The organism is Nitrobacter sp. 62-13 (assembly GCF_001896955.1).
GTDB lineage: Bacteria > Pseudomonadota > Alphaproteobacteria > Rhizobiales > Xanthobacteraceae > Nitrobacter.
Map to the genome: position 1 here is coordinate 33,230 of NZ_MKRN01000017.1, position 21,474 is coordinate 54,703.

At 61.5% G+C, this 21,474-nt stretch carries 20 protein-coding genes and 2 pseudogenes; 10 read left to right on the forward strand and 12 right to left on the reverse strand.

The genetic code is table 11. The annotated features are described in order from the left end of the window. The 6 genes and pseudogenes from BGN91_RS02415 to BGN91_RS02440 form a co-directional block, all read right to left on the reverse strand. A pseudogene (locus tag BGN91_RS02415) lies at positions 1 to 604 on the reverse strand (ionic transporter y4hA); the annotation flags it as partial. Positions 605 to 615: 11 nt separating this feature from the next. Then, the gene (locus BGN91_RS02420; RefSeq protein ID WP_292610361.1) at positions 616 to 1,071 is read right to left on the reverse strand and encodes a DUF3606 domain-containing protein; all 456 of its coding nucleotides are present in this window, start codon (positions 1,069 to 1,071) and stop codon (positions 616 to 618) included. 30 nt (positions 1,072 to 1,101) lie between these two features. Next, complete coding sequence (locus BGN91_RS02425) at positions 1,102 to 2,499, reverse strand: NAD(P)(+) transhydrogenase (Re/Si-specific) subunit beta (RefSeq protein ID WP_292610362.1); 1,398 nt, start codon at positions 2,497 to 2,499, stop codon at positions 1,102 to 1,104. Between the two features lie 157 nt (positions 2,500 to 2,656). Further along, positions 2,657 to 2,974: a proton-translocating transhydrogenase family protein gene (locus BGN91_RS02430; RefSeq protein ID WP_292610363.1), complete on the reverse strand. Its 318-nt coding sequence runs from the start codon at positions 2,972 to 2,974 to the stop codon at positions 2,657 to 2,659. Between the two features lie 114 nt (positions 2,975 to 3,088). Further along, on the reverse strand, positions 3,089 to 4,219 hold the full coding sequence (locus tag BGN91_RS02435) for a Re/Si-specific NAD(P)(+) transhydrogenase subunit alpha (protein WP_292610364.1): 1,131 nt from the start codon (positions 4,217 to 4,219) through the stop codon (positions 3,089 to 3,091). Between the two features lie 92 nt (positions 4,220 to 4,311). Beyond that, a complete protein-coding gene (locus BGN91_RS02440; protein WP_292610365.1) occupies positions 4,312 to 4,464 on the reverse strand; it encodes an aa3-type cytochrome c oxidase subunit IV in 153 nt (50 codons plus the stop codon). A 463-nt stretch (positions 4,465 to 4,927) separates the two neighbouring features. Here BGN91_RS02440 and BGN91_RS02445 point away from each other — a divergent pair. From BGN91_RS02445 to BGN91_RS02455, 3 genes and pseudogenes are all read left to right on the forward strand, one after another. Beyond that, positions 4,928 to 5,869: pseudogene (locus tag BGN91_RS02445) on the forward strand (IS1595 family transposase). A gap of 169 nt (positions 5,870 to 6,038) precedes the next feature. Beyond that, positions 6,039 to 6,407, forward strand: coding sequence for a hypothetical protein (locus BGN91_RS02450; RefSeq protein WP_292610366.1), 369 nt, complete (start codon positions 6,039 to 6,041; stop codon positions 6,405 to 6,407). Positions 6,408 to 6,579: 172 nt separating this feature from the next. Further along, positions 6,580 to 7,329, forward strand: a complete 750-nt coding sequence (locus tag BGN91_RS02455) for a DUF3800 domain-containing protein (RefSeq protein ID WP_292610367.1) — start codon at positions 6,580 to 6,582, stop codon at positions 7,327 to 7,329. A gap of 263 nt (positions 7,330 to 7,592) precedes the next feature. On the opposite strand, the gene BGN91_RS02460 is transcribed toward BGN91_RS02455, so the two are convergent. Next, a complete protein-coding gene (locus BGN91_RS02460) occupies positions 7,593 to 9,473 on the reverse strand; it encodes a M3 family oligoendopeptidase (RefSeq protein WP_292610368.1) in 1,881 nt (626 codons plus the stop codon). 143 nt (positions 9,474 to 9,616) lie between these two features. On the opposite strand from BGN91_RS02460, the gene BGN91_RS02465 reads away from it, so the two are divergent. From BGN91_RS02465 to BGN91_RS02475, 3 genes are all read left to right on the forward strand, one after another. Beyond that, positions 9,617 to 11,086: a sigma-54 dependent transcriptional regulator gene (locus BGN91_RS02465; RefSeq protein ID WP_292610369.1), complete on the forward strand. Its 1,470-nt coding sequence runs from the start codon at positions 9,617 to 9,619 to the stop codon at positions 11,084 to 11,086. Between the two features lie 313 nt (positions 11,087 to 11,399). After that, a complete protein-coding gene (locus BGN91_RS02470; protein ID WP_292610370.1) occupies positions 11,400 to 13,844 on the forward strand; it encodes a L,D-transpeptidase family protein in 2,445 nt (814 codons plus the stop codon). Positions 13,845 to 14,219: 375 nt separating this feature from the next. After that, positions 14,220 to 15,806 carry a DUF882 domain-containing protein gene (locus BGN91_RS02475; RefSeq protein ID WP_292610371.1) on the forward strand — a complete coding sequence of 529 codons (1,587 nt, stop codon included), beginning with the start codon at positions 14,220 to 14,222 and terminating at the stop codon, positions 15,804 to 15,806. A gap of 61 nt (positions 15,807 to 15,867) precedes the next feature. On the opposite strand, the gene BGN91_RS02480 is transcribed toward BGN91_RS02475, so the two are convergent. Both BGN91_RS02480 and BGN91_RS02485 read right to left on the reverse strand, forming a co-directional pair. Then, entirely contained in the window at positions 15,868 to 16,137 is a 270-nt protein-coding gene (locus tag BGN91_RS02480; RefSeq protein ID WP_292610372.1) for a DUF2312 domain-containing protein, read from the reverse strand. 296 nt (positions 16,138 to 16,433) lie between these two features. Then, on the reverse strand, positions 16,434 to 16,736 hold the full coding sequence (locus tag BGN91_RS02485) for a DUF1244 domain-containing protein (RefSeq protein WP_292610373.1): 303 nt from the start codon (positions 16,734 to 16,736) through the stop codon (positions 16,434 to 16,436). 188 nt (positions 16,737 to 16,924) lie between these two features. Here BGN91_RS02485 and BGN91_RS02490 point away from each other — a divergent pair, with 188 nt between their 5' ends. From BGN91_RS02490 to BGN91_RS02500, 3 genes are all read left to right on the forward strand, one after another. Beyond that, complete coding sequence (locus tag BGN91_RS02490) at positions 16,925 to 17,512, forward strand: DUF1036 domain-containing protein (protein WP_292610374.1); 588 nt, start codon at positions 16,925 to 16,927, stop codon at positions 17,510 to 17,512. Further along, positions 17,509 to 18,945 (forward strand): pyruvate kinase, encoded by a 1,437-nt coding sequence (gene pyk / locus BGN91_RS02495; RefSeq protein WP_292610375.1) that lies wholly within the window; start codon positions 17,509 to 17,511, stop codon positions 18,943 to 18,945. Before BGN91_RS02490 ends, pyk begins: the two co-directional genes overlap by 4 nt. A 208-nt stretch (positions 18,946 to 19,153) precedes the next feature. Continuing rightward, positions 19,154 to 19,315, forward strand: a complete 162-nt coding sequence (locus BGN91_RS02500; RefSeq protein ID WP_292610376.1) for a hypothetical protein — start codon at positions 19,154 to 19,156, stop codon at positions 19,313 to 19,315. Between the two features lie 30 nt (positions 19,316 to 19,345). On the opposite strand, the gene BGN91_RS02505 is transcribed toward BGN91_RS02500, so the two are convergent. The 3 genes from BGN91_RS02505 to ykgO form a co-directional block, all read right to left on the reverse strand. Beyond that, on the reverse strand, positions 19,346 to 19,606 hold the full coding sequence (locus tag BGN91_RS02505) for a hypothetical protein (RefSeq protein WP_292610377.1): 261 nt from the start codon (positions 19,604 to 19,606) through the stop codon (positions 19,346 to 19,348). A gap of 165 nt (positions 19,607 to 19,771) precedes the next feature. Continuing rightward, positions 19,772 to 20,443 (reverse strand): tetratricopeptide repeat protein, encoded by a 672-nt coding sequence (locus BGN91_RS02510; protein WP_292610378.1) that lies wholly within the window; start codon positions 20,441 to 20,443, stop codon positions 19,772 to 19,774. A gap of 170 nt (positions 20,444 to 20,613) precedes the next feature. After that, the gene (gene ykgO, locus BGN91_RS02515; protein WP_011314284.1) at positions 20,614 to 20,739 is read right to left on the reverse strand and encodes a type B 50S ribosomal protein L36; all 126 of its coding nucleotides are present in this window, start codon (positions 20,737 to 20,739) and stop codon (positions 20,614 to 20,616) included. Positions 20,740 to 21,131: 392 nt separating this feature from the next. On the opposite strand from ykgO, the gene BGN91_RS02520 reads away from it, so the two are divergent. Next, positions 21,132 to 21,437, forward strand: coding sequence for a hypothetical protein (locus BGN91_RS02520; RefSeq protein ID WP_292610379.1), 306 nt, complete (start codon positions 21,132 to 21,134; stop codon positions 21,435 to 21,437). Positions 21,438 to 21,474: the final 37 nt, after the last annotated feature.

Consider the following 21,474-nt stretch of genomic DNA (forward strand, 5'->3'; position numbering starts at 1 on the left):
CGACAATGAAATAGTCGTGATGCAGGACCGTCTGCGTGTACAGAAAGACGGCGTAGAGCAGGATGGTGACGACGCTGACGAAACCGAGTTGCAATTCCGAATACAGCGGCCCGGGCGTCGTCAGGGTATAGTTCGGCATCACCAGCGTCATCGTCGCGAACACGATCAGCACGCTGAGATAGATGTTCACTCCCGCCGGTTGAAATTCCTGCTCGCGGTAACGAAGCCCGCCGGCCAGAATGCAGGCCCCGACCAGACCGTTGCACACGATCATGACCACCGCAAAAACGGTGTCGCGCGCCAACTCCGGCACCGCCTTGTCACCCAGCATGATCGTCGCGATCAGGGTGACTTCGATGATGGTGACCGCAAGCGTCAGCAATAGCGTGCCGTAAGGCTCGCCGACCCGCTCCGCAATGACCTCGGCGTGATGCACGGCGGCGAAGACGGTGCCGAACAGGATGACCAGCAGAACGACCGCGAACAGGACGCCGGTCGCAGAGGGGACGAAGGTGATGCCGAGACCGGTCACGGCACCGTAAAACGACACGGCCAGAGCGGGAAAAATCCACGCCGAGCGAGGCATCGAACCATGCGCGCTCACAGGCGGCAGGCCTATGCGGCGCGCTTGCGAACGCCCTTTTTCGCCTTCCTGGTCGCCCCGGCCTTTTTGGGAGCCGCCTTCTTCTTCGCGGCCGTGCCCTTCTTGACCGCGGTTTTCTTTTTGGCGGCCTTCCCCGGAGCGAGATAAGCGCCGACCTTCTTCGAGGAATGCCCGACCGCCTTCACGGCGGCGCGAAGCCTTGCGGGCGTCACCTTGAACTTCTTCGACCAGTAGCTGACTTCGTAAGGCTGGCTCAGCGCAATCAGCAGCCGGTCGCTGGCCTTGTGCTTCTGCAGCTTGATGTAGGCCTCGACCTTTTTTGCCGAGCGGCCTGCCGCCTTCACGGCGGCCTTCAGCTTCAACGGGGTGACTTTGAACTTCTTGGCCCAGTAGCGGACCTCATAGGCCTCACTCAACGAAATCAGGCGGCGATCACCACCCCCGCGCTTCGCCTTGTTGTCCGCCATATCGGCCTCCAGCTGTTGAACATCGCCGTATCACATCGCCTTGACGATATTCTCCGTCATCTTCTTGGCGTCGCCAAGCAACATCATGGTGTTGTCGCGATAGAACAGTGGATTATCGATGCCGGCGTAGCCCGACGCGAGCGAGCGCTTGATGAACATCACGGTCCCGGCCTTCCAGACCTGCAAGACCGGCATGCCGTAGATCGGCGAGGACTTGTCTTCTTCCGCTGCCGGGTTGGTGACGTCGTTGGCGCCGATCACGAAGGCGACGTCGGCCTGGGCGAATTCCGAATTGATGTCCTCAAGCTCGAACACCTCGTCATAGGGCACGTTGGCCTCGGCCAGCAGCACGTTCATGTGGCCGGGCATCCGGCCCGCGACCGGATGGATCGCGTATTTGACCTCGACGCCCTCCTTCTTCAGCGCGTCCGCCATTTCGCGCAGCGCGTGCTGGGCCTGCGCCACCGCCATGCCGTAGCCCGGCACGATGATGACCTTGGAGGCGTTCTTCATGATGAAGGCGGCATCCTCCGCCGAGCCGAGCTTGGCGGGCTTCTGCTCGCCGCCCCCGCCCCCGGCCGCAGCCGTCTCGCCGCCGAAGCCGCCCAGGATCACCGAGATGAACGAGCGATTCATGGCGTGGCACATGATGTAGGACAGGATCGCGCCGGAGGAGCCGACCAGCGCGCCGGTGATGATCAGCGCCGAATTGCCGAGCGTGAAGCCGATGCCGGCCGCCGCCCAGCCGGAATACGAGTTCAGCATCGAGATCACGACCGGCATGTCGGCGCCCCCGATCGGGATGATCAGCAGCACGCCGATCGCGAGCGCGAGAATCGTGATCACCCAGAAGTCGAGCACACTGCCCGACGTCACCAGGCCGTACATGAAGAAGATCAGCGCGAGAGCGAGCACAATGTTGATGATGTGGCGTGCCGGCAGAATGATCGGCGCGCCGCTCATGCGCCCCGACAGTTTCAGGAACGCGATCACCGAGCCCGTGAACGTCAGCGCGCCGATGGCGACGCCGAGCGACATCTCGATCAGGCTCTGCGCGTGAATGTTGCCGGGCGTGCCGATGCCGAAAGCTTCCGGCGCATAGAACGCGCCAGCGGCCACCAATACCGCCGCCATGCCGACCAGCGAGTGGAACGCCGCCACCAGTTCGGGCATCGACGTCATCGGCACCCGGCGCGCGATCACCGCGCCGATACCGCCGCCGATTGCGACCCCCAGGATCACCAGAATCCACGCCACGGCGTCGGCTGGCGGATGCGAGGCGAGCGTGGTCGCAACCGCGATCGCCATGCCGGTCATGCCGAGGAAGTTGCCCCTTCGGCTCGACGCCGGACTCGACAGCCCGCGCAGCGACAGGATGAACAAAACGCCTGCGACGAGATAAAGCAGCGCGGAAAGATTGGCGTTCATGGCGGAGCCCCGACGTCTTGTCCCGGACGCGGCGCAGCGCAACGCGATGCGACGCAGAACCGGGGCCGTCCCAAACTATGGCGGTCCCGGATCAGCGATGCGGCATGACGGGCCGTATCGCATCCGGGACACTGGAAATAACCCTGCATCGAAAAATCTACTTCTGCTTCTTCTTGTACATCGCCAGCATTCGCTGGGTGACGAGGAAGCCGCCGAAGATATTCACGCAGGCAAAGACCAGCGCGACGAAACCGAAGGCCCGCGCCCAGCCCGAGCCGGCCGAGATCATGCCGACGCCGACGGCGAGCAGCGCGCCGACCACGATCACCGACGAGATCGCGTTGGTAACCGACATCAGCGGCGTGTGCAGCGCAGGCGTCACCGACCACACAACGAAGTAACCGACGAACACGGCCAGGACGAAAATCGACAGCCGGAACACGAAGGGATCGACGGCCTGAACAATATGTTCCATGAGGACGTTCCTATTCGTCGCTTCGGGGCATGCCGCCGACGTGAAACGGGGATGCAGGGATGAGCCGGTGCGTCGGCCCCCGGAACACCGGCGCGCCGGCTGTGCGCAGGATCGTCATGCGCTTTTCGGCTGGAAGTTCGGATGAATGACCGCGCCGTTCCTGGTCAGCGCGGTTGCCTTGACCAGTTCGTCGTCCCAGTTCACCGCGAGCGCCTTGGTCGTCTTGTCGACCAGCGTCTCGATGAACGAAAACAGGTTGCGGGCGTAAAGGCTCGAGGCCGAGGCGGCGACGCGACCCGCGACATTGGTAAAACCGATGATCTTCACGCCATCGAGATCAACGATCTTGCCCGCCTTGACGCCCTCTATGTTACCGCCGCGCTCGACCGCGAGATCGACCAGCACGGAGCCGGGTTTCATCGAGCGCACCATCTCCGCAGTCACGAGTCTCGGCGCGGGGCGTCCCGGAATCAGCGCGGTCGTGATGATGATGTCCTGCTTCTTGATGTGTTCTGCAGTGAGTTCCGCCTGCTTGGCCTGATACTCTTTCGACATTTCCTTGGCGTAGCCGCCGGCGGTCTGCGCATTCTTGAACTCTTCGTCCTCGACCGCGAGAAATTTGGCGCCGAGACTTTCCACCTGCTCCTTGGTCGCGGGACGGACGTCGGTCGCGGTGACGACGGCGCCGAGGCGTCGCGCGGTGGCGATCGCCTGAAGGCCGGCGACGCCGACGCCCATGACGAACACCTTCGCGGCCGGCACGGTGCCGGCGGCGGTCATCATCATCGGAAATGCGCGGCCAAAGGCCTCAGCCGCCTCGATGACGGCACGATAGCCGGCGAGATTCGCCTGGCTCGACAGCACGTCCATCACCTGGGCGCGCGTAATACGCGGCATCAGCTCCATCGCGAAGGCAGACACACCGGCGTCGGCGATCGTCTTGAGCGCCGCTTCGTTGCCGTAGGGGTCCATGATCGCGATCACCAGCGCGCCACGCTTGTAGCGCGCCAGTTCGGACGCCTCGGGCCGTCTTACTTTGACGACGATGTCGGCGTCCTTCACCGCATCGGCTGTGACCGCGGCTCCCGCGGCCACAAAATCCGAATCCGGCACTCCCGACTTGATTCCGGCGCCCGGCTCGATGGCGACATCCGCGCCGAGCGCCTTGAACTTCTTCACCGTATCGGGAGACGCGGCCACCCGCGGTTCCGACGGATCGATTTCCTTCGCTATTGCAATCTTCATGATGCCTCCCGCAGCCGACGGCCACGCATGATTAAAGCACCAGCCACATTGCTATCGAACGGAAATCCAGGACGGCCGGAACGACCGGACAATCAGGTGAGGAAAATCGCCATCAGCGAAACAATGGTAATGACGACCCCCGTGCCGATCGTCCCCATCTTGATGAAGGCTTTATATGTTCCCTCGTGCGCCGGATAATCCATTCCGTCCGCCGTCGAATACACGATTTCGTTATGATCTGACACGTCACGTCTCCAGCCAGGGGTTGATCTTGCCCGAGAGGAATTAGCGCAATCGGAAGGACAGAGCAACGGTGTGGCGGCCGCCTCGGCGAGGTCATTGTTCTTTTTATGTACAAAGGAAGAAAAATAAGCGACGCGCGCCCGCAATTGCCCGATTTTGCTGCTCCGGTCTCGCCCCCCACCCGACCGTTTGGCGGAAAATCGTCGCCGGATATTGATCAAGATACGGAAATAAACACCCGACCCGCGGGGCTATCTGCCCTCAAACGGCCTCCGGCGACATAAAAACGGCCTCCGCTCGTTGATGTTGACGATCAGCCGGCGGCCGACGCGCCGGTGCCTTGCGCCGTTTTGCCGCGCGCAATCGGAACGTTTGCAGGTATTATGTGTGAGATTATATTCCTAATTATATCGTTGACACCACAAGCTCTAAAGGCTGTATTGGGGAAAGCAAGAGGGCTTGGTTATGACGTCCTACACAGAACCGCGTTTCAACAACGACGATGCGGCTAGAGGGTACCTAGAGAAGGTTCTCTGGCCCGAAGGCACGATTTGCCCGCATTGCGGCGTTGTCGCTCATTCATACCCGACCAAGCGCACTGGCGTTTACCGCTGCGCCGAGCCTGCTTGCCGTAAAGACTTCACTGTCATCATGCGGACGGTCATGGAGCGGTCCAAGATCGCCCTGCATAAGTGGGTTCTGGCCTTCGCGCTCTATACCGCTTCCAAAAAGGGCTTCTCGGCTCACCAACTGCATCGCACCCTTGGCGTTACCTACCGTTCCGCTTGGTTCATGGCTCACCGCATCCGCGAGTCAATGCGCGATGGGGGCCTTGATGTCCCGATGGGCGGCGAAGGCTCTGCATTGAGGCGGATGAAACCTATTTCGGCCCTGTTGCTAAGGACAAGGTTCGCAAGGTCACAACGAGCGGCCGCCCTTTTACAAAATCGGGTCGCACCGGCCCGTCAAATAAACGCGCTATCGTTTCCCTTGTTGAACGTGGCGGCAACGTGCGCTCTTTTCATGTTGCTGTAGCCGACGCCAATACCGTTGCGGGTTTGTGAACGAGAACATTCATCACGAGACCCGTTGCATACTGACGAAAGCCGCCTCTACACTAAAGTCGGCGCGAATTTCGCGACCCATGAAACAGTGAACCATTCCGCTAAGGAATATGCTCGCGGCGACGTGACCACCAACTCCGTTGAAGGCTATTTCTCAATCTTTAAGCGCGGCATGAAGGGCAACTATCAGCATTGTGCCGAGAAGCACCTGCACCGTTACCTTGCCGAGTTTGATTTCCGCTACAATCACAGGATCAAGCTGGGCTACACCGATGGCGACCGTGCGACGCTTGCAGTGAAGAATGCGGCTGGTAAGCGTCTCACGTATCGGGGACCTAACTGAGCCAGATTTCTCCAAAAAAGGCCGGTCGATTCCTGCGCTGGCGCTCAAAGCAGCCCAAACCCAAACCGAAATTCGTAAAATACTGGCGGACGCGGTGAGTTCGATACGGGCGCGGCGTTCCTGTCCCGCGAATCCATGGGTATAATGCTCCCGTGGCGCGAGTCGCCATATGGAAAAAGCCAGACCGTGCGGGTCTGGCTTTCCATTAAACCGCAGGACCCTGGTGGGCATTGCGGCGCTGTCTGCTAAGACCCGTGCAAAGTCTCGCACGGTGACCGCGCTGTCAATGTTCCCAAGGTCCGATTCAAAAAATAAGGACCTACAGATGCAGATTGGGAACACTCCCAGATCCAAACCTTATCGCCTTACGTTTGATGACGCCGTTGATGTCTGGCTCCGCCATTGGCGAGGCGAATACCAGCATGACATCGCTGCGATTTACGGTGTCAATCCGGGCCGGATAAACGACGTGCTGAAAGAGCGTGTCCATTTTGGTAGCAAAACCATTGCGGCTCAAAAATCCAAGCCCGCCGCCTAAACAAAACAGATGCCCGGCTCACTTGCTGGGCTACTTCTTCGGTTTGGGTTTCTTCTTCGGAATATCAGTCATTGGCTTGTGACCGGCTACCCGCGAACCACGCAGAGCCGCCGCTAACCGGCGCTCTGCTTCTTCTCCGCTGTACTGATCTCTTTCATCTGCGAGTTTGGATTTGGAAGGCATTCGAAAATACCACATCTATTGCGATGAAAGTTCGCAAACTAAGCATCGGCATCTTGTCATCGGCGCTAGTATCTGCCGCGCCTCAATAGCTCCCCGCATTGCGGCGACCATCGAACATATTATCGAACCACATGGCGGCATATCAGAGCTTAAATGGACAAAAATCACGCGGCGCAACTTGCCTATGTACAAGCAAGTAGCCGAAGCGTTCGGCCAGTTAATCGAAGCCGGTTACCTGCATTACTACTCACTTGTCGTCGATACATCCCAAGTTGACGATAAGAAATATAATGACGGCGACTCCGATCTCGGTTTCAGCAAATTTCTTTACACGCTTCTTTTCAAGTTCGCGCGCGTCTACAAATCGGATTATCGATTTTACACCTTTCTCGATGAAAGGACTACGAAACACACGCCGGAGCTTCTTCAGACCATCCTCAATGCTCGTGCGAGACGACAGGCAATCCGCAATTTCGATCCCTACAGAAGTGTTCAATTTGTCAAATCTGAACGTAGCCGACTCATACAATTGACAGATGTTATTACCGGCGCGATTGCGTCAGAAACAAATCTGCATCATCTCGCGCTAGACGCCGCGCCTCATAAAACCGAGATGATGCGGCATGTAACCAAATGTGCAAAAGTACGAAGCCTCGCAATCCCGACACCTGTGGCAGGGAAGGGCTTCGATATTTGGCACTTGGATTTCAAAAAAAGTTCCTGCGCATCTAGGTTCTGAGAACCACGGCCTGGGCCGCGCCCTCCCCCCATCAGGGGAGGTTTTGATGCGCAGGGAGAACGAACGTAGGAGGTTCAAACAAAACTTCAATCGCCGGGCGCGCCAATGGGGGAAAAATCATCTGCCATGGCTTTCGTACAACATTTTCCGTTTGTGGTGTCAACGATATAGTTGGGATTATATTCCTTGAAATGACACCATGCTCCATGACCGCAGCGATGTCCATTCACGCAAAAGCGTCTGAGTCGAAAACAGGCCGATGCCTATCCCATCGCCTCCAGTTCGTCGATCATGCCTGATATGACCGACAATCCGCCGTCCCAGAACTTGGGATTCTTGGCGTCCAATCCGAACGGTTTCAGCAGTTCCGAATAATGCTTGGTGCCGCCGGCGGCGAGCATCGCCAGATAGCGCTCGGCAAAGCCTTCGGCCGCGTGCTCGTAGACCGCGTAGAGCGAGTTCACGAGGCAGTCTCCGAACGCATAGGCGTAGACGTAGAACGGCGAATGGATGAAGTGCGGAATGTACATCCAGAACGTCTCGTAGCCCGGCTTGATCTCGATCGCGGGTCCGAGGCTTTCGCCCTGCACGCTGAGCCAGAGCTGGCCGATGCGCTCGGCGGTCAGTTCGCCGTTCTTCCGCTCGGTGTGAACGGCGCGCTCGAAGGTATAGAACGCGATCTGCCGCACCACGGTATTGATCATGTCCTCGACCTTGCCGGCCAGCAGCGCCTGCCGCTGCTTCGCGTTCTTCGTTTGCGCCAGCAGCCGCTTGAAGGTCAGCATCTCGCCGAACACGCTCGCCGTCTCCGCAAGCGTCAGCGGCGTCGGCGCCATCAGCGCGCCGTTCTTCGCCGCCAGCACCTGGTGCACGCCGTGACCGAGTTCATGCGCGAGCGTCATCACGTCGCGCGGCTTGCCCTGATAATTCATCAAAACGTAAGGGTGCGCCGACGGCGTGGTCGGATGCGAGAACGCGCCCGGCGCCTTGCCGGGACGCACCGGCGCGTCGATCCAGCGATCGGTGAAGAAGCGTTCGGCGATGCCGGCCATCTCGGCTGAGAAATCGCCATAGGCCGTCAGCACCATCTTGCGCGCGTCGTTCCACGGGATGACGCCGGTGGCGGCGAACGGCAGCGGCGCGTTGCGATCCCAATGCGCGAGCTTCTTCTTTTTGAACCAGCGCGCCTTCAGCGCATAGTAGCGATGCGACAGCCGCGGATAGGCCGCGCGCACCGAAGCCACCAGCGCGTCCACCACCTCGCGCTCGACGCGATTGTTCAGGTGGCGCGAATCCGCGACGTCCTGAAAGCCGCGCCAACGGTCCGAGATGTCTTTGTCCTTGGCGAGCGTATTGGTGATGAGCGCGAAGGTTCGCTCATTGGCCTTGAACGTCTTCGCCAGCGCCTGACCGGCGGCCTTGCGCTTTTCGGGCGAGCGGTCCTGTAACAGGTTGAGCGTCGGCTCGATCGCAAGCTCCTTGGCTCCGACCTTGAAGCGCAAGCCTGCAATGGTCTGGTCGAACAGCCTGTTCCATGCGGAGTAGCCGGTCTGCGACTTCTCATGGAAGAGCTTTTCGACGCGATCCTCGAGTTGATACGGCTTGTCCTTGCGGCTGTCCTCGATCCACGGTCGATAGTGCCCAAGCTCCGGCGCCTGCATGGCGCGCTCGATCACGTCGTCGTCGATGCGATTGAGTTCGAGCGTGAAGAACAAGAGATGCACCGAGGCAGCCGTCAGCCGCTCGGAGATATCGCCGTAGAACTTCGAGATCGCGGGATCGACGCTGTCGCCCGCATGGATCAAACCCGCATAGGAGCCGAGCCGGCCTGCCAGGTCGTCGATCGCCTCATAGCGCCGCACGGCCTCGGCCAGCCACGCTCCGCCGTCGGACTTCGCCGTTTCCGTCGCGAGCTTGCCCTTGTAGTCGGCCTCGAACGCCTTGCAGTCCGCATCGACCCTGTCGAGATCGCGCGTCACTTCGGGCGCATCGATACTGGCATAGAGATCCGCCAGATTCCATTCCGGCAGGCGTCCCGCATCCGGCTTCGCGACGGCACCTTTTTTCACGGCGGGCTTGCGATGAGGAGCGGGATTGCGGGCGGCAGCGGATTTGCGCGAAGCGGAGGGAGAACGCGAAGCCATTATCGATCCAGACTTTCTTTTCAGTTCCGACCAGGAAGAACCCGTTGCAGGACGACGGCGCGGCAAACCTTAAGAGCGCATTAATCAGCGTCCGCCAGTGTGCCTCGATTCGGTACAGATAGTTGTAGCGTGCGGGGAATGCCATGACTGCCACCATTTTGATCGCGGACGATGACGCGGTGCAACGCCGACTCGTCGAAAACATGGTGCGGCGGTCGGGCTATGAAGCGATCGTGGTCGAGGGAGGCGACGCGGCTATTGCCGCGCTGACGGCCGACGGCCCCGTCATCGATGCTCTCGTCCTCGATCTTGTCATGCCCGGCCTCGACGGCATGGGCGTGCTCGCGAAAATCCGCGAAGCCGATATCAATGTTCCCGTCATCGTCCAGACCGCGCATGGCGGCATCGACAATGTGGTCTCGGCGATGCGCGCGGGCGCTCATGACTTCGTGGTCAAGCCGGTTGGCATCGAGCGGCTTCAGGTTTGTTTGCGCAATGCGCTCAACGCCAGTGCGCTCAAAAGCGAGTTGCGGCGGGTTCGCCACAGCCGCGAGGGCCGTCTCACCTTCGCCGACATCGTCACCCGCAGCGAGGCCATGGCCAATGTCCTGAAGGCCGCGCAGAAGGCCGCGAGTTCGTCGATCCCGGTCCTGATCGAGGGCGAGTCCGGCGTCGGCAAGGAGCTGTTCGCGCGCGCCATCCACGGCACCGGCGAGCGCAGCGCCAAGCCGTTCGTCGCGGTGAACTGCGGCGCGATCCCGGACAATCTCGTGGAGTCGATCCTGTTCGGCCACGAGAAGGGATCGTTCACCGGCGCGACCGAGCGCCACGCCGGCAAGTTCGTCGAAGCCTCCGGCGGCACGCTGTTTCTCGACGAGGTCAGCGAATTACCCCTTGCTGCGCAGGTGAAGCTGCTGCGCGCGCTGCAGGAAGGCGCGGTGGAAGCGGTCGGCGGGCGCAAGCCGGTCAAGGTCGACGTCCGCATCATCTCGGCCACCAACAGGCGGCTGCTCGATCGCGTCAAGGCCGGGGAGTTCAGGGAAGACCTGTTCTATCGCCTCCACGTCCTGCCGCTGACGATCCCGCCGCTTCGAATGCGGCGCGACGACATCCCGAACCTGCTGCGGCATTTTCTCGCCCGCTTCTGCGCCGAGGAAAACAGGACGATCACCGGCATCAGCGGCGAGGCAATGGCCGGATTGTCGCAACTCAACTGGCCCGGAAACATCCGCCAGCTTGAAAACGCGGTCTATCGCGCGGTGGTCATGAGCGAAAGCGAGCAGCTCGGGCTCTCGGATTTTCCGCTGATCGGCGCGCAACCGGCGGCCGAGACTGACGACCCCCTGGTCCTTGAACCCATGCTCCAGCGCGCGCCCAGCATGATACCTGGTAATGAAACACCAATCGTCCCGCCTCTTCCCGATGCGAGCAGCCTGTCGATGCTGGCGCAAGACGGCGACATGCGCCCCTTGGAAGAGTTGGAGGCCGAGATCATCCGCTTTGCGATCTCACACTATCGCGGGCAGATGTCCGAAGTGGCGCGACGGTTGAAGATCGGCCGGTCCACACTCTATCGTAAGCTCGATGACATGGCAGCGCATGAGGAACAGTAACGGACTTCCTTGCGTTCGCGTAGAGACGGCTGGATTGCGCGAACAAGGGAGAAAAAGTGTCGCGGACGTGAACCGTTGCGGCGCGGTGACAGACTGACGGAAAACACCTTCGAAAAGGCGGGTTGCGTTGCAAACAGCGTATTTTGAGGTCAGTTTGACGTGAGTTGCCTCTGCGGCGCTGGCTGCCCGAATCGGGCGCGTGTAACGTCCCTGCATAAACGTGAATCGCCAATATCAAGTCGTGGCAAGCGCAGGACGAAATCATCAGAAAATTGTTCCAGGCCGGGACAGTTTCACCCAAGGGGTGCTGAGAATGCGGGACTACTGGACTAACCGGAGCGGCTTTGACCGGTTCCTGATGGCTCTTGCAGCCGCCTTTCTGACAGTCTCGGCCACGGCAGCATCCGCCCAGACGGATACGGCCAAGAAGAGCCCCGCCGAACTTGCGATCGATGCCGCCGTGCCGACGCCGGAGCCGGCGAACGTTCCGCCGCCGACCGCGGCCGACTTCAAGATGAACGACGTGCCGCCTGCGCCGCCCGTCATCAGCGCGTCGAAACCGTCTGACAGCAAGACCGCCGATACGACGACCCCGCCGGCAGAGACGAAACCCGCCGTGACGAACGCCGCAGCCTCCGGGGCGTCGTCAAATGCCGCGCCGGCTGCCGAAGCGAAGACCTCTGATGCGAAGACCTCTGATGTGAAGGCTTCCGACGCGAAGGCTTCCGACGCAACGACCTCACCCGACGCCAAGGCTTCTTCCGACGCTATCAAGGCTTCTTCCGACGCTATCAAGGCTTCCAACGGCGAGGCTTCCGAAAGCAACGCGGCGGAGACAAAACCCACGGAGGCCAAGCCCGCCGACATCGCGGCCACCCCTGCCGACGGCGCCAAGCCGGAGACCACGACGGACACCAAGACGAGCGACACCAAGAAGGACGCAACCGCAACGATCAACCCTGCTGCCACTGCTCCCGCAGAGACCGCCACCGCGCCGGCTGCCGATCAGCCCGGCGAGCCGGTGAAGGCCGCGAGCAGCGTCCCAGCGGCGGACCAACCCGCGGCCGAGAAGCTGCATGAATTGCTCGACACGAAGGCCGCGAAATTCTTCGATCGCAAAGCCGAGCGGACCGCGATCGAGAAATTCTACACGGCGCGGAGCTATGCGCCGCTATGGACGGAAGGCGGCGCACTGAATGCACAGGCCAAGGGCGTGATCGCACGCCTCAGGGACGCCGCGGCCGACGGCCTCGACCCCGCCGACTACCCCGTGCCGAATTTTGCCGAAGCGGCCTCGCCGGATCAGGTCGCCGAAGCCGACCTCAAGCTGACCGCGAGCATGATGGACTACGCCCGCCAGGCCCAGAGCGGGCGGATGCACTGGTCGCAGGTCAGCGCGGATATCCAGTATCCCGAGCATCCCATCGATCCCGAGCAGGTGTTGACGAACGTCACCACGGCGAAGGATGCCTCCGCGGCGCTCGACAGCTACAATCCGCCGCACAAGCTCTATCGCGAGTTGAAGCAAAAGCTGGCCGAACTTCGAAAGGCATCGGAAGGCCCCGTGATCGAAATTGCCGAGGGCCGGAGTCTTGCATTCCGCAAGAATGCGGTGATGGAGGATCCGCGCGTACCGCAGATTCGCGCCAGACTGGGCGTCTCTGAAAATCCGGACGACACCCGCTATGACGCCGACGTCGCCGCCGCCGTGGAGGCTTTCCAGGCCCGCAGTCAACTCAAGCCCGACGGTGTTCTTGGCAACAACACCCTTCGCGCCCTGAACGGCGTGAAGAAGGATCGCCAGATCGACACCATCATCGTCAACATGGAACGCTGGCGCTGGCTGCCGCGCGATCTCGGCGCGCCGTCGCTGGGCGACGCCTATGTGATCCTGAATATTCCGGACTTCACGCTGCAGGTGATGCAGCACGGCAAGTCGGTCTGGAAGACGCGCGTCGTCACCGGCAAGCCGGGTGTCCACGCCACGCCGCTTCTCACGGAAACGATGAAGTACATCACCGTCAATCCGACCTGGAACGTGCCGCCGTCGATCATCTACAAGGAATATCTGCCCGCCTTGCAGCAGGACCCAACCGTCCTGCAGCGCATGGGTCTCAAGCTCGAGCGGGACCGCAGCGGCGGCATCCACATTTCGCAGCCGCCGGGCGAACGCAACGCGCTGGGCCGCATCCGATTCAATTTCCCGAACAAGTTCCTGGTGTATCAGCACGACACGCCGGACAAATACCTGTTCGCCAAGGAAACGCGCGCTTTCAGCCACGGCTGCATGCGGGTTCAAAACCCCGACCAGTACGCCGCGACGCTACTCAACATCACTCTTCCGCAGGATCACTACACGCCGGAGAAAATCCGCAGCATGTATGGTCGGACCGAGTTCGACATCAAATTCCCGACCCCGATTCCGGTCAACATCACCTATCAGACCGCGTTCGTGGATAGCGCCGGCAAACTGCAGATCCGCAGGGATATCTACGGCCGCGACGCCACGATGTTGGCGCTGCTGCGCAATCCCAAGGGGCGGGATCTCGAGGCGGTGATCGCACATGCCCAGCCCAACTATTCCGCTCCCAAGGGCGACATCCCGCAAGGCGTTGCTCTCAATGACAACGCCGGGTTTGGCGGCGGTCCGGGCGGCGGATTCACAAGCAGCGGTCCGTCGTTCTTCGAACGGCTGTTCGGTTTCCAGAATCCGCCTCCCCAGGTCGAGGACCGCCGTCGGCAAATCTATCGGCGCTAGCGCCTTCCGGCTTCCGACAAAATCAGAAGCCGGATTCGGGGATTTTGACTGCGCGCGGTTGCTTCAGCGGACCGAGAACCATCCAGGGGTCCAGCCTGCGACGGCTCTCGCGATCTGCCAAAAGACAGGTTTAGTTGATTAAAAACAATGACTTCATCGCGCGACGGGGCTGTTTTAACATTAACCATCGTCCACCGCGCCTCAATCCCCTGGCTCTTTTTTGCCACAGTCGGCAGGCTAGTTATCCTTTAGGAGCAGGCGGGTTAAGGTAAATCCGGATTAACCCTGCTGATCTACGACTTGAGTTTACGTCCTTCCACAACGGGGTCGTGGAAGGGCTGCGCGACTTAATCGTCCTTCGGGTGGGCTCATTACGTGCTTGCGGGTTTTGCACGCGGTTTGAAATCATTGTCGATTCCACGGGCCGGTTATTGCATCGGCCTGTCGTCGCTTCTGCTGCTGGCGGGCGCGGGATCGGTGCATGACGCGGCTGCGCTCAACGAGACGCGCACCCTGTCGTTTCATCATACCCATTCCAACGAAGACCTGACCGTCACCTTCAAGCGCAACGGCCGCTACGACGAAGCCGCGCTGAAGCAGCTCAATCATTATCTCCGCGACTGGCGCAGCCAGGATCAGACCACCATGGACCGCCACCTCTTCGACATCCTCTGGGAGGTCTATCGCGACGTCGACGCCAGGCAGCCGATCAACATCGTCTCCGCCTACCGCTCTCCCGCCACCAACGCCATGCTTCGGCGCCGCTCCGCGCATACCGGCGTCGCGCGATTCAGCCAGCACATGCTCGGCCACGCGATGGACTTCTTCATTCCCGGCGTGCAGCTCGAAAAAATCCGTTTCGCCGGGCTTCGCCTGCAGCGTGGCGGCGTCGGCTTCTATCCCAAATCGGGCTCGCCCTTCGTTCACCTCGATACCGGTCATGTGCGGCACTGGCCGCGCATGACCCACGACCAGTTGGTGCGCGTCTTCCCGAACGGCCGCACCGTACACATTCCGTCCGACGGCAACCCGCTGTCCGGCTATCAACTGGCGATGGCCGACATCGAGAGGCGCGGCCAGAACGCGGATGAAGACGGAGCTGTAAAGGGCAAGCCGTCGAACTTCCTGCTGGCGCTGTTCCGCGGCAAGGCCGCTGCCGACGAGGATGACGAATCCGATGGCGCGCCGGCCGCCCAGCCGCCCGTCCAGACGACGGTCGCCTCTGCGGCTCCGGCGACGGCGGCCGACCCGATTCCGTTGCCCCGGCCGAAACCGGTCTCGGCATTCCGCCTCGCATCGGCCGACCTCCCGTCGGTCCCGCTGCCGAAGCAGGCCACGGTCGGCAGACCGCAGACCCCGGCCGACATCATCAATGCCCGCGGCTTCTGGGACGAGATGCCGAAAGCCCCGACCCAGGCCACGCCGGAACAGGTTCTCGCCGCCGTCAGCGCCCGCAAGGCGCTTGCCGCCGTCGATCCGCAACCGACTTCAAGTATCTCCGACTCCTTGCAGGCGCTGGCCTATGCGCCGGCGCCGAAAGACGTCCGACGCGCGCGAATCGTCGCAGCGACAGCATCGATCCCGCCGATCCGCCCCGCTACACCTGCACACAATCCGATGGCTATAGACGGCGTGACCACGGTCCTCGTCAAAGGCGCAGGCGACCAGGGCGCCGTGGTAGCCACCTCGCGCCGACTGGCGCCGGCCGCCACGCGTGACAGCGACGTCTGGATGCGCGCGATGATCGTTGCCCCGAGCGCGAGCCGCACGATGTCGTCCACGGTCATGGGCGACCAGGACATGACATTGATGCATGTCTATTTCCAAAAGCCGGATCGGGCGATTGCGATGACGTTCTCCGACGATCCGCAAATGGGTATCCGGTACGACCGATTCAGCGGATCGGCCGTCGCCAGCCTGACCACGACGCGGCTCGCGGCGCGCGCGGGCTCGCTGCGGTAAGTTCGGTTCGAAGCGCCCCATCGTGGCGACGAACGATCCTGCTCGAGCGACGGCTCTCCGCTCACAGCATCCCCAGCGCCTGCATGTAGGTTTCCAGGATGGTTTCCTGCTCCTGGCGTTCGTTGGCGTCCTGCTTGCGCATCCGCACAATGGTCCGCAGCGCCTTGACGTCATATCCATTGCCCTTGGCTTCGGCATAGACGTCACGAATATCGTCGGAAATGGTCTTCTTCTCTTCTTCGAGCCGCTCGATGCGCTCGATGATGGCCTTGAGCTGATCCTTCGCGAATCTGGTCGCGGGCTCTTCCTTGGCGGCGACGGCGGTGGCCATCCTGCTACTCCTGAGATCAATCGATGACGATGGGATGTGAGCCTGGACGCGCTGGCCGCTCACCACACGTGAAGACCGACACTCCCGAGCGGCACGCTCGGCGTCAAGGCGCCATCGCGCTCATCCACAGCGACACACAGGCTGGAGCCTCGCTTCCGATGGAATCAGAAACGAGGCTTCATGATTTGTTTTGATGCGTTTTCTGCCCGCGAACCGGCACTCATCCTCGGGTCAAGCCCGAGGGCATGCTTCGCGCGAAAAAGCTACGAGGCGCGGCAATGGCCTGATCGAAACGGTCAGTGACCGTTTTGGCTCCCCTTCATCGCCGCAAGCTGCTCCGGCGTCGCCGCGCCCTGATGCTTCGCCTTCCAGGTCTCGTAGGGCATGCCGTATACCGCCTCGCGGCTTTCATCCTTCGTCATGGCGGCCCCCTTTTCGTCGGCCGCCTCCTTGAGCCAATTCGACAGGCAGTTGCGGCAGAAGCCGGCGAGGTTCATCAGGTCGATATTCTGGACATCGGTCCGGGAGCGCAGGTGGGCGACCAGCCGCCGGAACACCGCGGCTTCCAGTTCCGTTTTTGTTTTGTCGTCAATGGTCATGAGCCGATCTCGTCCTCGTCATCGCCTGTCTGGATTAAGTTTGCACTGGCCATGGATTTTACCATATCGCAGCGCAAATAGCAGTTTGCAGGTTGGAAAATGCGCACCTTGGCGTGAAAAGCCGGTTCCAGCCGTTGACAGGCCATGACGGGTCACGCGAAATCACGCAAAACGATTTGCCCCGCTAAATGACGAAATCAGTCCCATTCCATGCTCCACCCGTCTCGCTGCGCGCGAGCACCGCGGGCCTCTTGCCCGCGCTCGGCGTCCTCATTTTCTGCCTGTGGTCGGCGCCTGCGGCCGCCGACTTCCGGCTTTGCAACAACACCTCGAGCCGCGTCGGCATCGCCCTTGGCTACAAGGACGCCGAGGGCTGGACCACCGAGGGGTGGTGGAATGTCTCATCGCGTGCCTGCGAAACGCTGCTGCGTGGCACGCTCATCGCACGTTACTATTATATTTATGCTCTAGATTACGACCATGGCGGCGAATGGTCGGGACAGGCTTTTATGTGCTCGCGCGACAAGGAATTTACGATCAGAGGCACCGACAATTGTCTGGCACGCGGCTTCGACCGCACCGGCTTTTTCGAGATCGATACCGGAGACCAGCGTGCCTGGACCGTCCAGTTGACGGAATCCGGCGAACACGGGCAGCAGCAGGTGCCCGGGTTGCCTTCCCAGGGTTCATTTCCGGGTCTGCCCGATCCGGCCGCCGGAACGCCTCCGGGCGCGTCGGGACCGGCGCCAGGCGCATTGCCCGGACGTAAGCCATGAGACGTCTTCGCCGCATCAAGATTCTCGCCACACTCGGACCGGCCTCTTCAGACAGCGCCATGGTCCGCCGCCTGTTCGAGGCGGGTGCCGATGTCTTCCGCATCAACATGAGCCACACCTCGCACGACAAGATGCGCGAACTGGTGGCGACGATCCGCAACGTCGAGGGCAGCTACGGCCGTCCCATCGGCATTCTGGTCGACCTGCAGGGACCCAAGCTGCGGCTCGGCTCGTTCGCCGACGGCCCGATCCAGTTGAACAACGGCGACACCTTCGTACTGGATTCCGACAAGACCCCCGGCGACAAGACCCGGGTCCACCTTCCGCATCCGGAAATCCTGGCGGCGCTGCGCCCCGGCCACACGCTGCTGCTCGACGACGGCAAGGTGAGGCTGATCGCCGAGGAAACCTCGTCCGAGCGCGCCGTGACGCGCGTGGTCGTCGGCGGGAAGATGTCCGACCGCAAGGGGGTCAGCCTGCCCGACACCGATTTGCCGGTTTCCGCGATGACGCAGAAGGACCGGTCCGATCTCGACGCGGCGCTGGAGGCCGGAGTCGACTGGATCGCGCTGTCGTTCGTGCAGCGCGCGGACGACGTGGCCGAGGCCAAGAAGATGATCCGGGGCCGCGCCTCGGTGATGGCCAAGATCGAAAAACCGCAGGCCATCGACCGCCTGCCCGAAATCCTTGAAATGGCGGATGCGCTGATGGTCGCGCGCGGCGATCTCGGCGTCGAACTACCGCTCGAACAGGTGCCCAGCCTTCAGAAGCAGATGACGCGGATGGCGCGGCGCGCCGGCAAGCCAGTCGTCATCGCGACGCAAATGCTGGAATCAATGATCCAGTCGCCGGTGCCGACCCGCGCCGAGGTTTCCGACGTCGCCACCGCCGTTTATGAAGGCGCCGACGCCATCATGCTCTCCGCCGAGTCCGCGGCCGGAAAATACCCGGTGGAGGCCATCTCCACCATGAACCGCATCGGCGAAGAGGTGGAACGCGATCCGATCTATCGCGGCGTGCTCAATGCGCAGCGCGCCGAGCCGGAGCCCACCGTCGGCGACGCCATCGCCGATGCCGCGCGTCAGATCGCCGAAACGCTCGATCTCTCCGCCATCATTTGCTGGACCAGTTCGGGATCGACGGCGCTGCGCATGGCTCGCGAGCGCCCGAAACTTCCTGTGGTCGCCATCACTCCGAATCTCGCGACCGGCCGCAAGCTGGCTGTGGCGTGGGGCGTGCACTGCGTGGTTGCGGAAGACGCCCATGACCAGGACGACATGGTCGATCGCGCCGGCTCGATCGCGTTCCGCGACGGCTTCGCCAAAGCCGGTCAGCGCATCATCATCGTGGCCGGCGTGCCGCTCGGCACGCCCGGCGCGACCAATATGGTCCGCATCGCTTTCGTCGGCCCGGACGGCGACGCCGGCGTCTAGAGCGGTTCGCGTTTTGACGGAAACACGTTGATCCGGCATGGCCGGGCATAGCCGTGCAACAACGACGTTGTTGCTCGCCTATGTCCGGGCAATCACCCTGCGCGGACACAGCCTGTTATCCACATAATCCACAGGAACGCGAATCGACCTGCAAACTTTATTCACGTTCTCGGTGAAAAGTGAGGCGGCTTGAACCGGAGTATACCAGATGAGTTTTGAAGCAGGCGAAGCTTTGATCGACGAGATCGTGGCATCATGCAACGGCGACGTTCGCGGCGCACTGATGGCGTTGCTGATGGTGAACGAGCGGCTGGAGGATGAACTTCAGCGGCTTTATGCAGCGGCGCGCGAACGCAACACACTGCATTAGATGCGGTCGTGGCCACAAAGCCGGCGGCCGTCAGTGTCTATCCTTGTTGTTGTCATCGTCTCGGTCATCGCTCTTCGGGCATGCGCCGATTGACGATCGGGCGAGCTTCGCCTCGGCGCGGGACTGATAGGGACCATCGGCGAACCAGATATCGTCGTCGATCACCGGATTGCTGGTGACGATGTCGCAGGTCTCGGTGGCATGATTGCCGACAACCCAGAACTGTCCTTCAGCCAAGCAGACGCTTCCCATGGCACAGACGAGGATCACGGCCAGCATCAGCGATTTCATGGCGCTCTCCGCTCTCGGGTTCCCATCGAATGAGGCCAAACCCGCATTAGCCGGAAATGTTTCGTCGCGCTAAGCGTCAATCGGGATCTTGGTTAATTCGCGAGCGCCGCTGTGCATGCGCGCCGGGACGATCCACGCCGCGCACATTGCCTTTGCTTCCGAATATCAGATATCTCGCCCCTCGACCTTCTCGGTCAACGTCCGGACCAGTTCGCGAACCTTGTCGAGATGGGGATTGACGGCGAGCGCCTTGCGGAAGGCATCGAGCGCGCGCTTGTCGTCGCCGAGTTCCTGCATGATCATACCGAGGCCAGCGAGCGCGCCGAAGTGGCGCGGCTCGCGGATCAGCACCTGCTCGATGTCCTCAAGCGAATGCCGATAATCGTTCTGTACGTAATAAAGCGTCGCGCGCTGGCTCCATCCCTCGATGTAATCGGGATGCAGCTTCAAAACCGCATCCAGCAGCTTGAGCGCAATGTCGAGCTGTTGGCCATGCATCGCGACCTTCGCCCGCTGCATCAGAAGCGCCGTGGTGTCGCTTGAAGTCCGGCTCCATAACGCCAGGATCTGCGCTTCGACATGCCTGGCGCTCTCCTCGTCGGGAGCGGCCTTCAGGGCGCCGAACAGAAAATCGAGTCCGTGGGCCTGATCTTTGGGAATTCCCGGCCGCTTCGAGGGCGACGGCGGCAAGTCCTTGGGTTCGGTGGCCTCAGGCAGGGCGCCGTGCGGGGGGTGGCGCGGCGGAGCCTGCGCGGACGCGACCGCAGGCATAACTCCGGCTGCGGCAACTAGAATTGCGAGGCAAACCCACCCTGCCGTTGAGAGTTTCCGTTGCATTCGCGAGGTCCAGATCAGTCGAACTTCTGGCCGCCACTATAGCGTTTTCGAGCGGCGCGGGCACCGGGCCGCATATAGAAAACGAAAAACGCCTTTAAGCACAACGAGGCGCGCCCCGAAGTGCAGGCATGTCAACGAATTGTGACGGGTACGGCGGCTACTGGCGTTAATCAGCCCTGACGGGCCTTGAAACGACGCTGGGTCTTGTTGATCACATAGACCCGGCCCTTGCGGCGGACCAAGCGGTTGTCCCGATGACGCGAGCGCAGCGATTTCAGCGAGTTACGGACCTTCATGGGAACGTTCCTGATTTTCCAAAGGCCGTATGCGACGGGCCGAAACGGTAAAAGCGACATTCCCGGCTTGCGGCGAAGCCGCCCGGGATGCGCGGTTTCTAGGCTATGAAGCCCGGCAATGTCAATCCAGACAGGATTGATAACGGCTTGTCGGATGCGGAAATTGCGACATCACGGGTGAGGTCCGTAGGCGTCGATTCCCGACGCCTGCGAACGCTCGCCGTCCCGAAAGCCCCCTGCGCCGAGCGTGAAACGGCTACCTCCTCGACCTGGCCGCACCGGCGCAAGATGGATTGGACGGAAAGGGTTCTCCGCAGTAGCATTCAAGCGCGCCACGGTGATCAGGGCGCGGCGAGAGTCAGGCAGCGACGGACACATGCTGGAGGTCCGTTATGAAATCGCACCCGCTTCCCTTCGAAAACAGATGGACCAACGGCGAACACGCCTGGCACTGGCACTGGCACTGCGAGCTGGAGCGGTTGGGTGTGTCCACCGTCCGGATCATGTTCGCCGAACATGAAACACATCGGCCCGCGCAGCATAGCGTGGTCTACGATGTCCCGTCGGAATTTGTCCGGGACTGGCTGGCCTTTCACGACCGGCAAAAAGCCAGACGGCAGCGCCTCCGACAGCTGATTTTCGCCGCGTGGGCAATTGCCACGCTGGTGATGGCGGCGGCGGCTTTCCTGCGAACATGACCTCAATCCACCGGTGCGCTCAGAGCGGCGGGTTCCC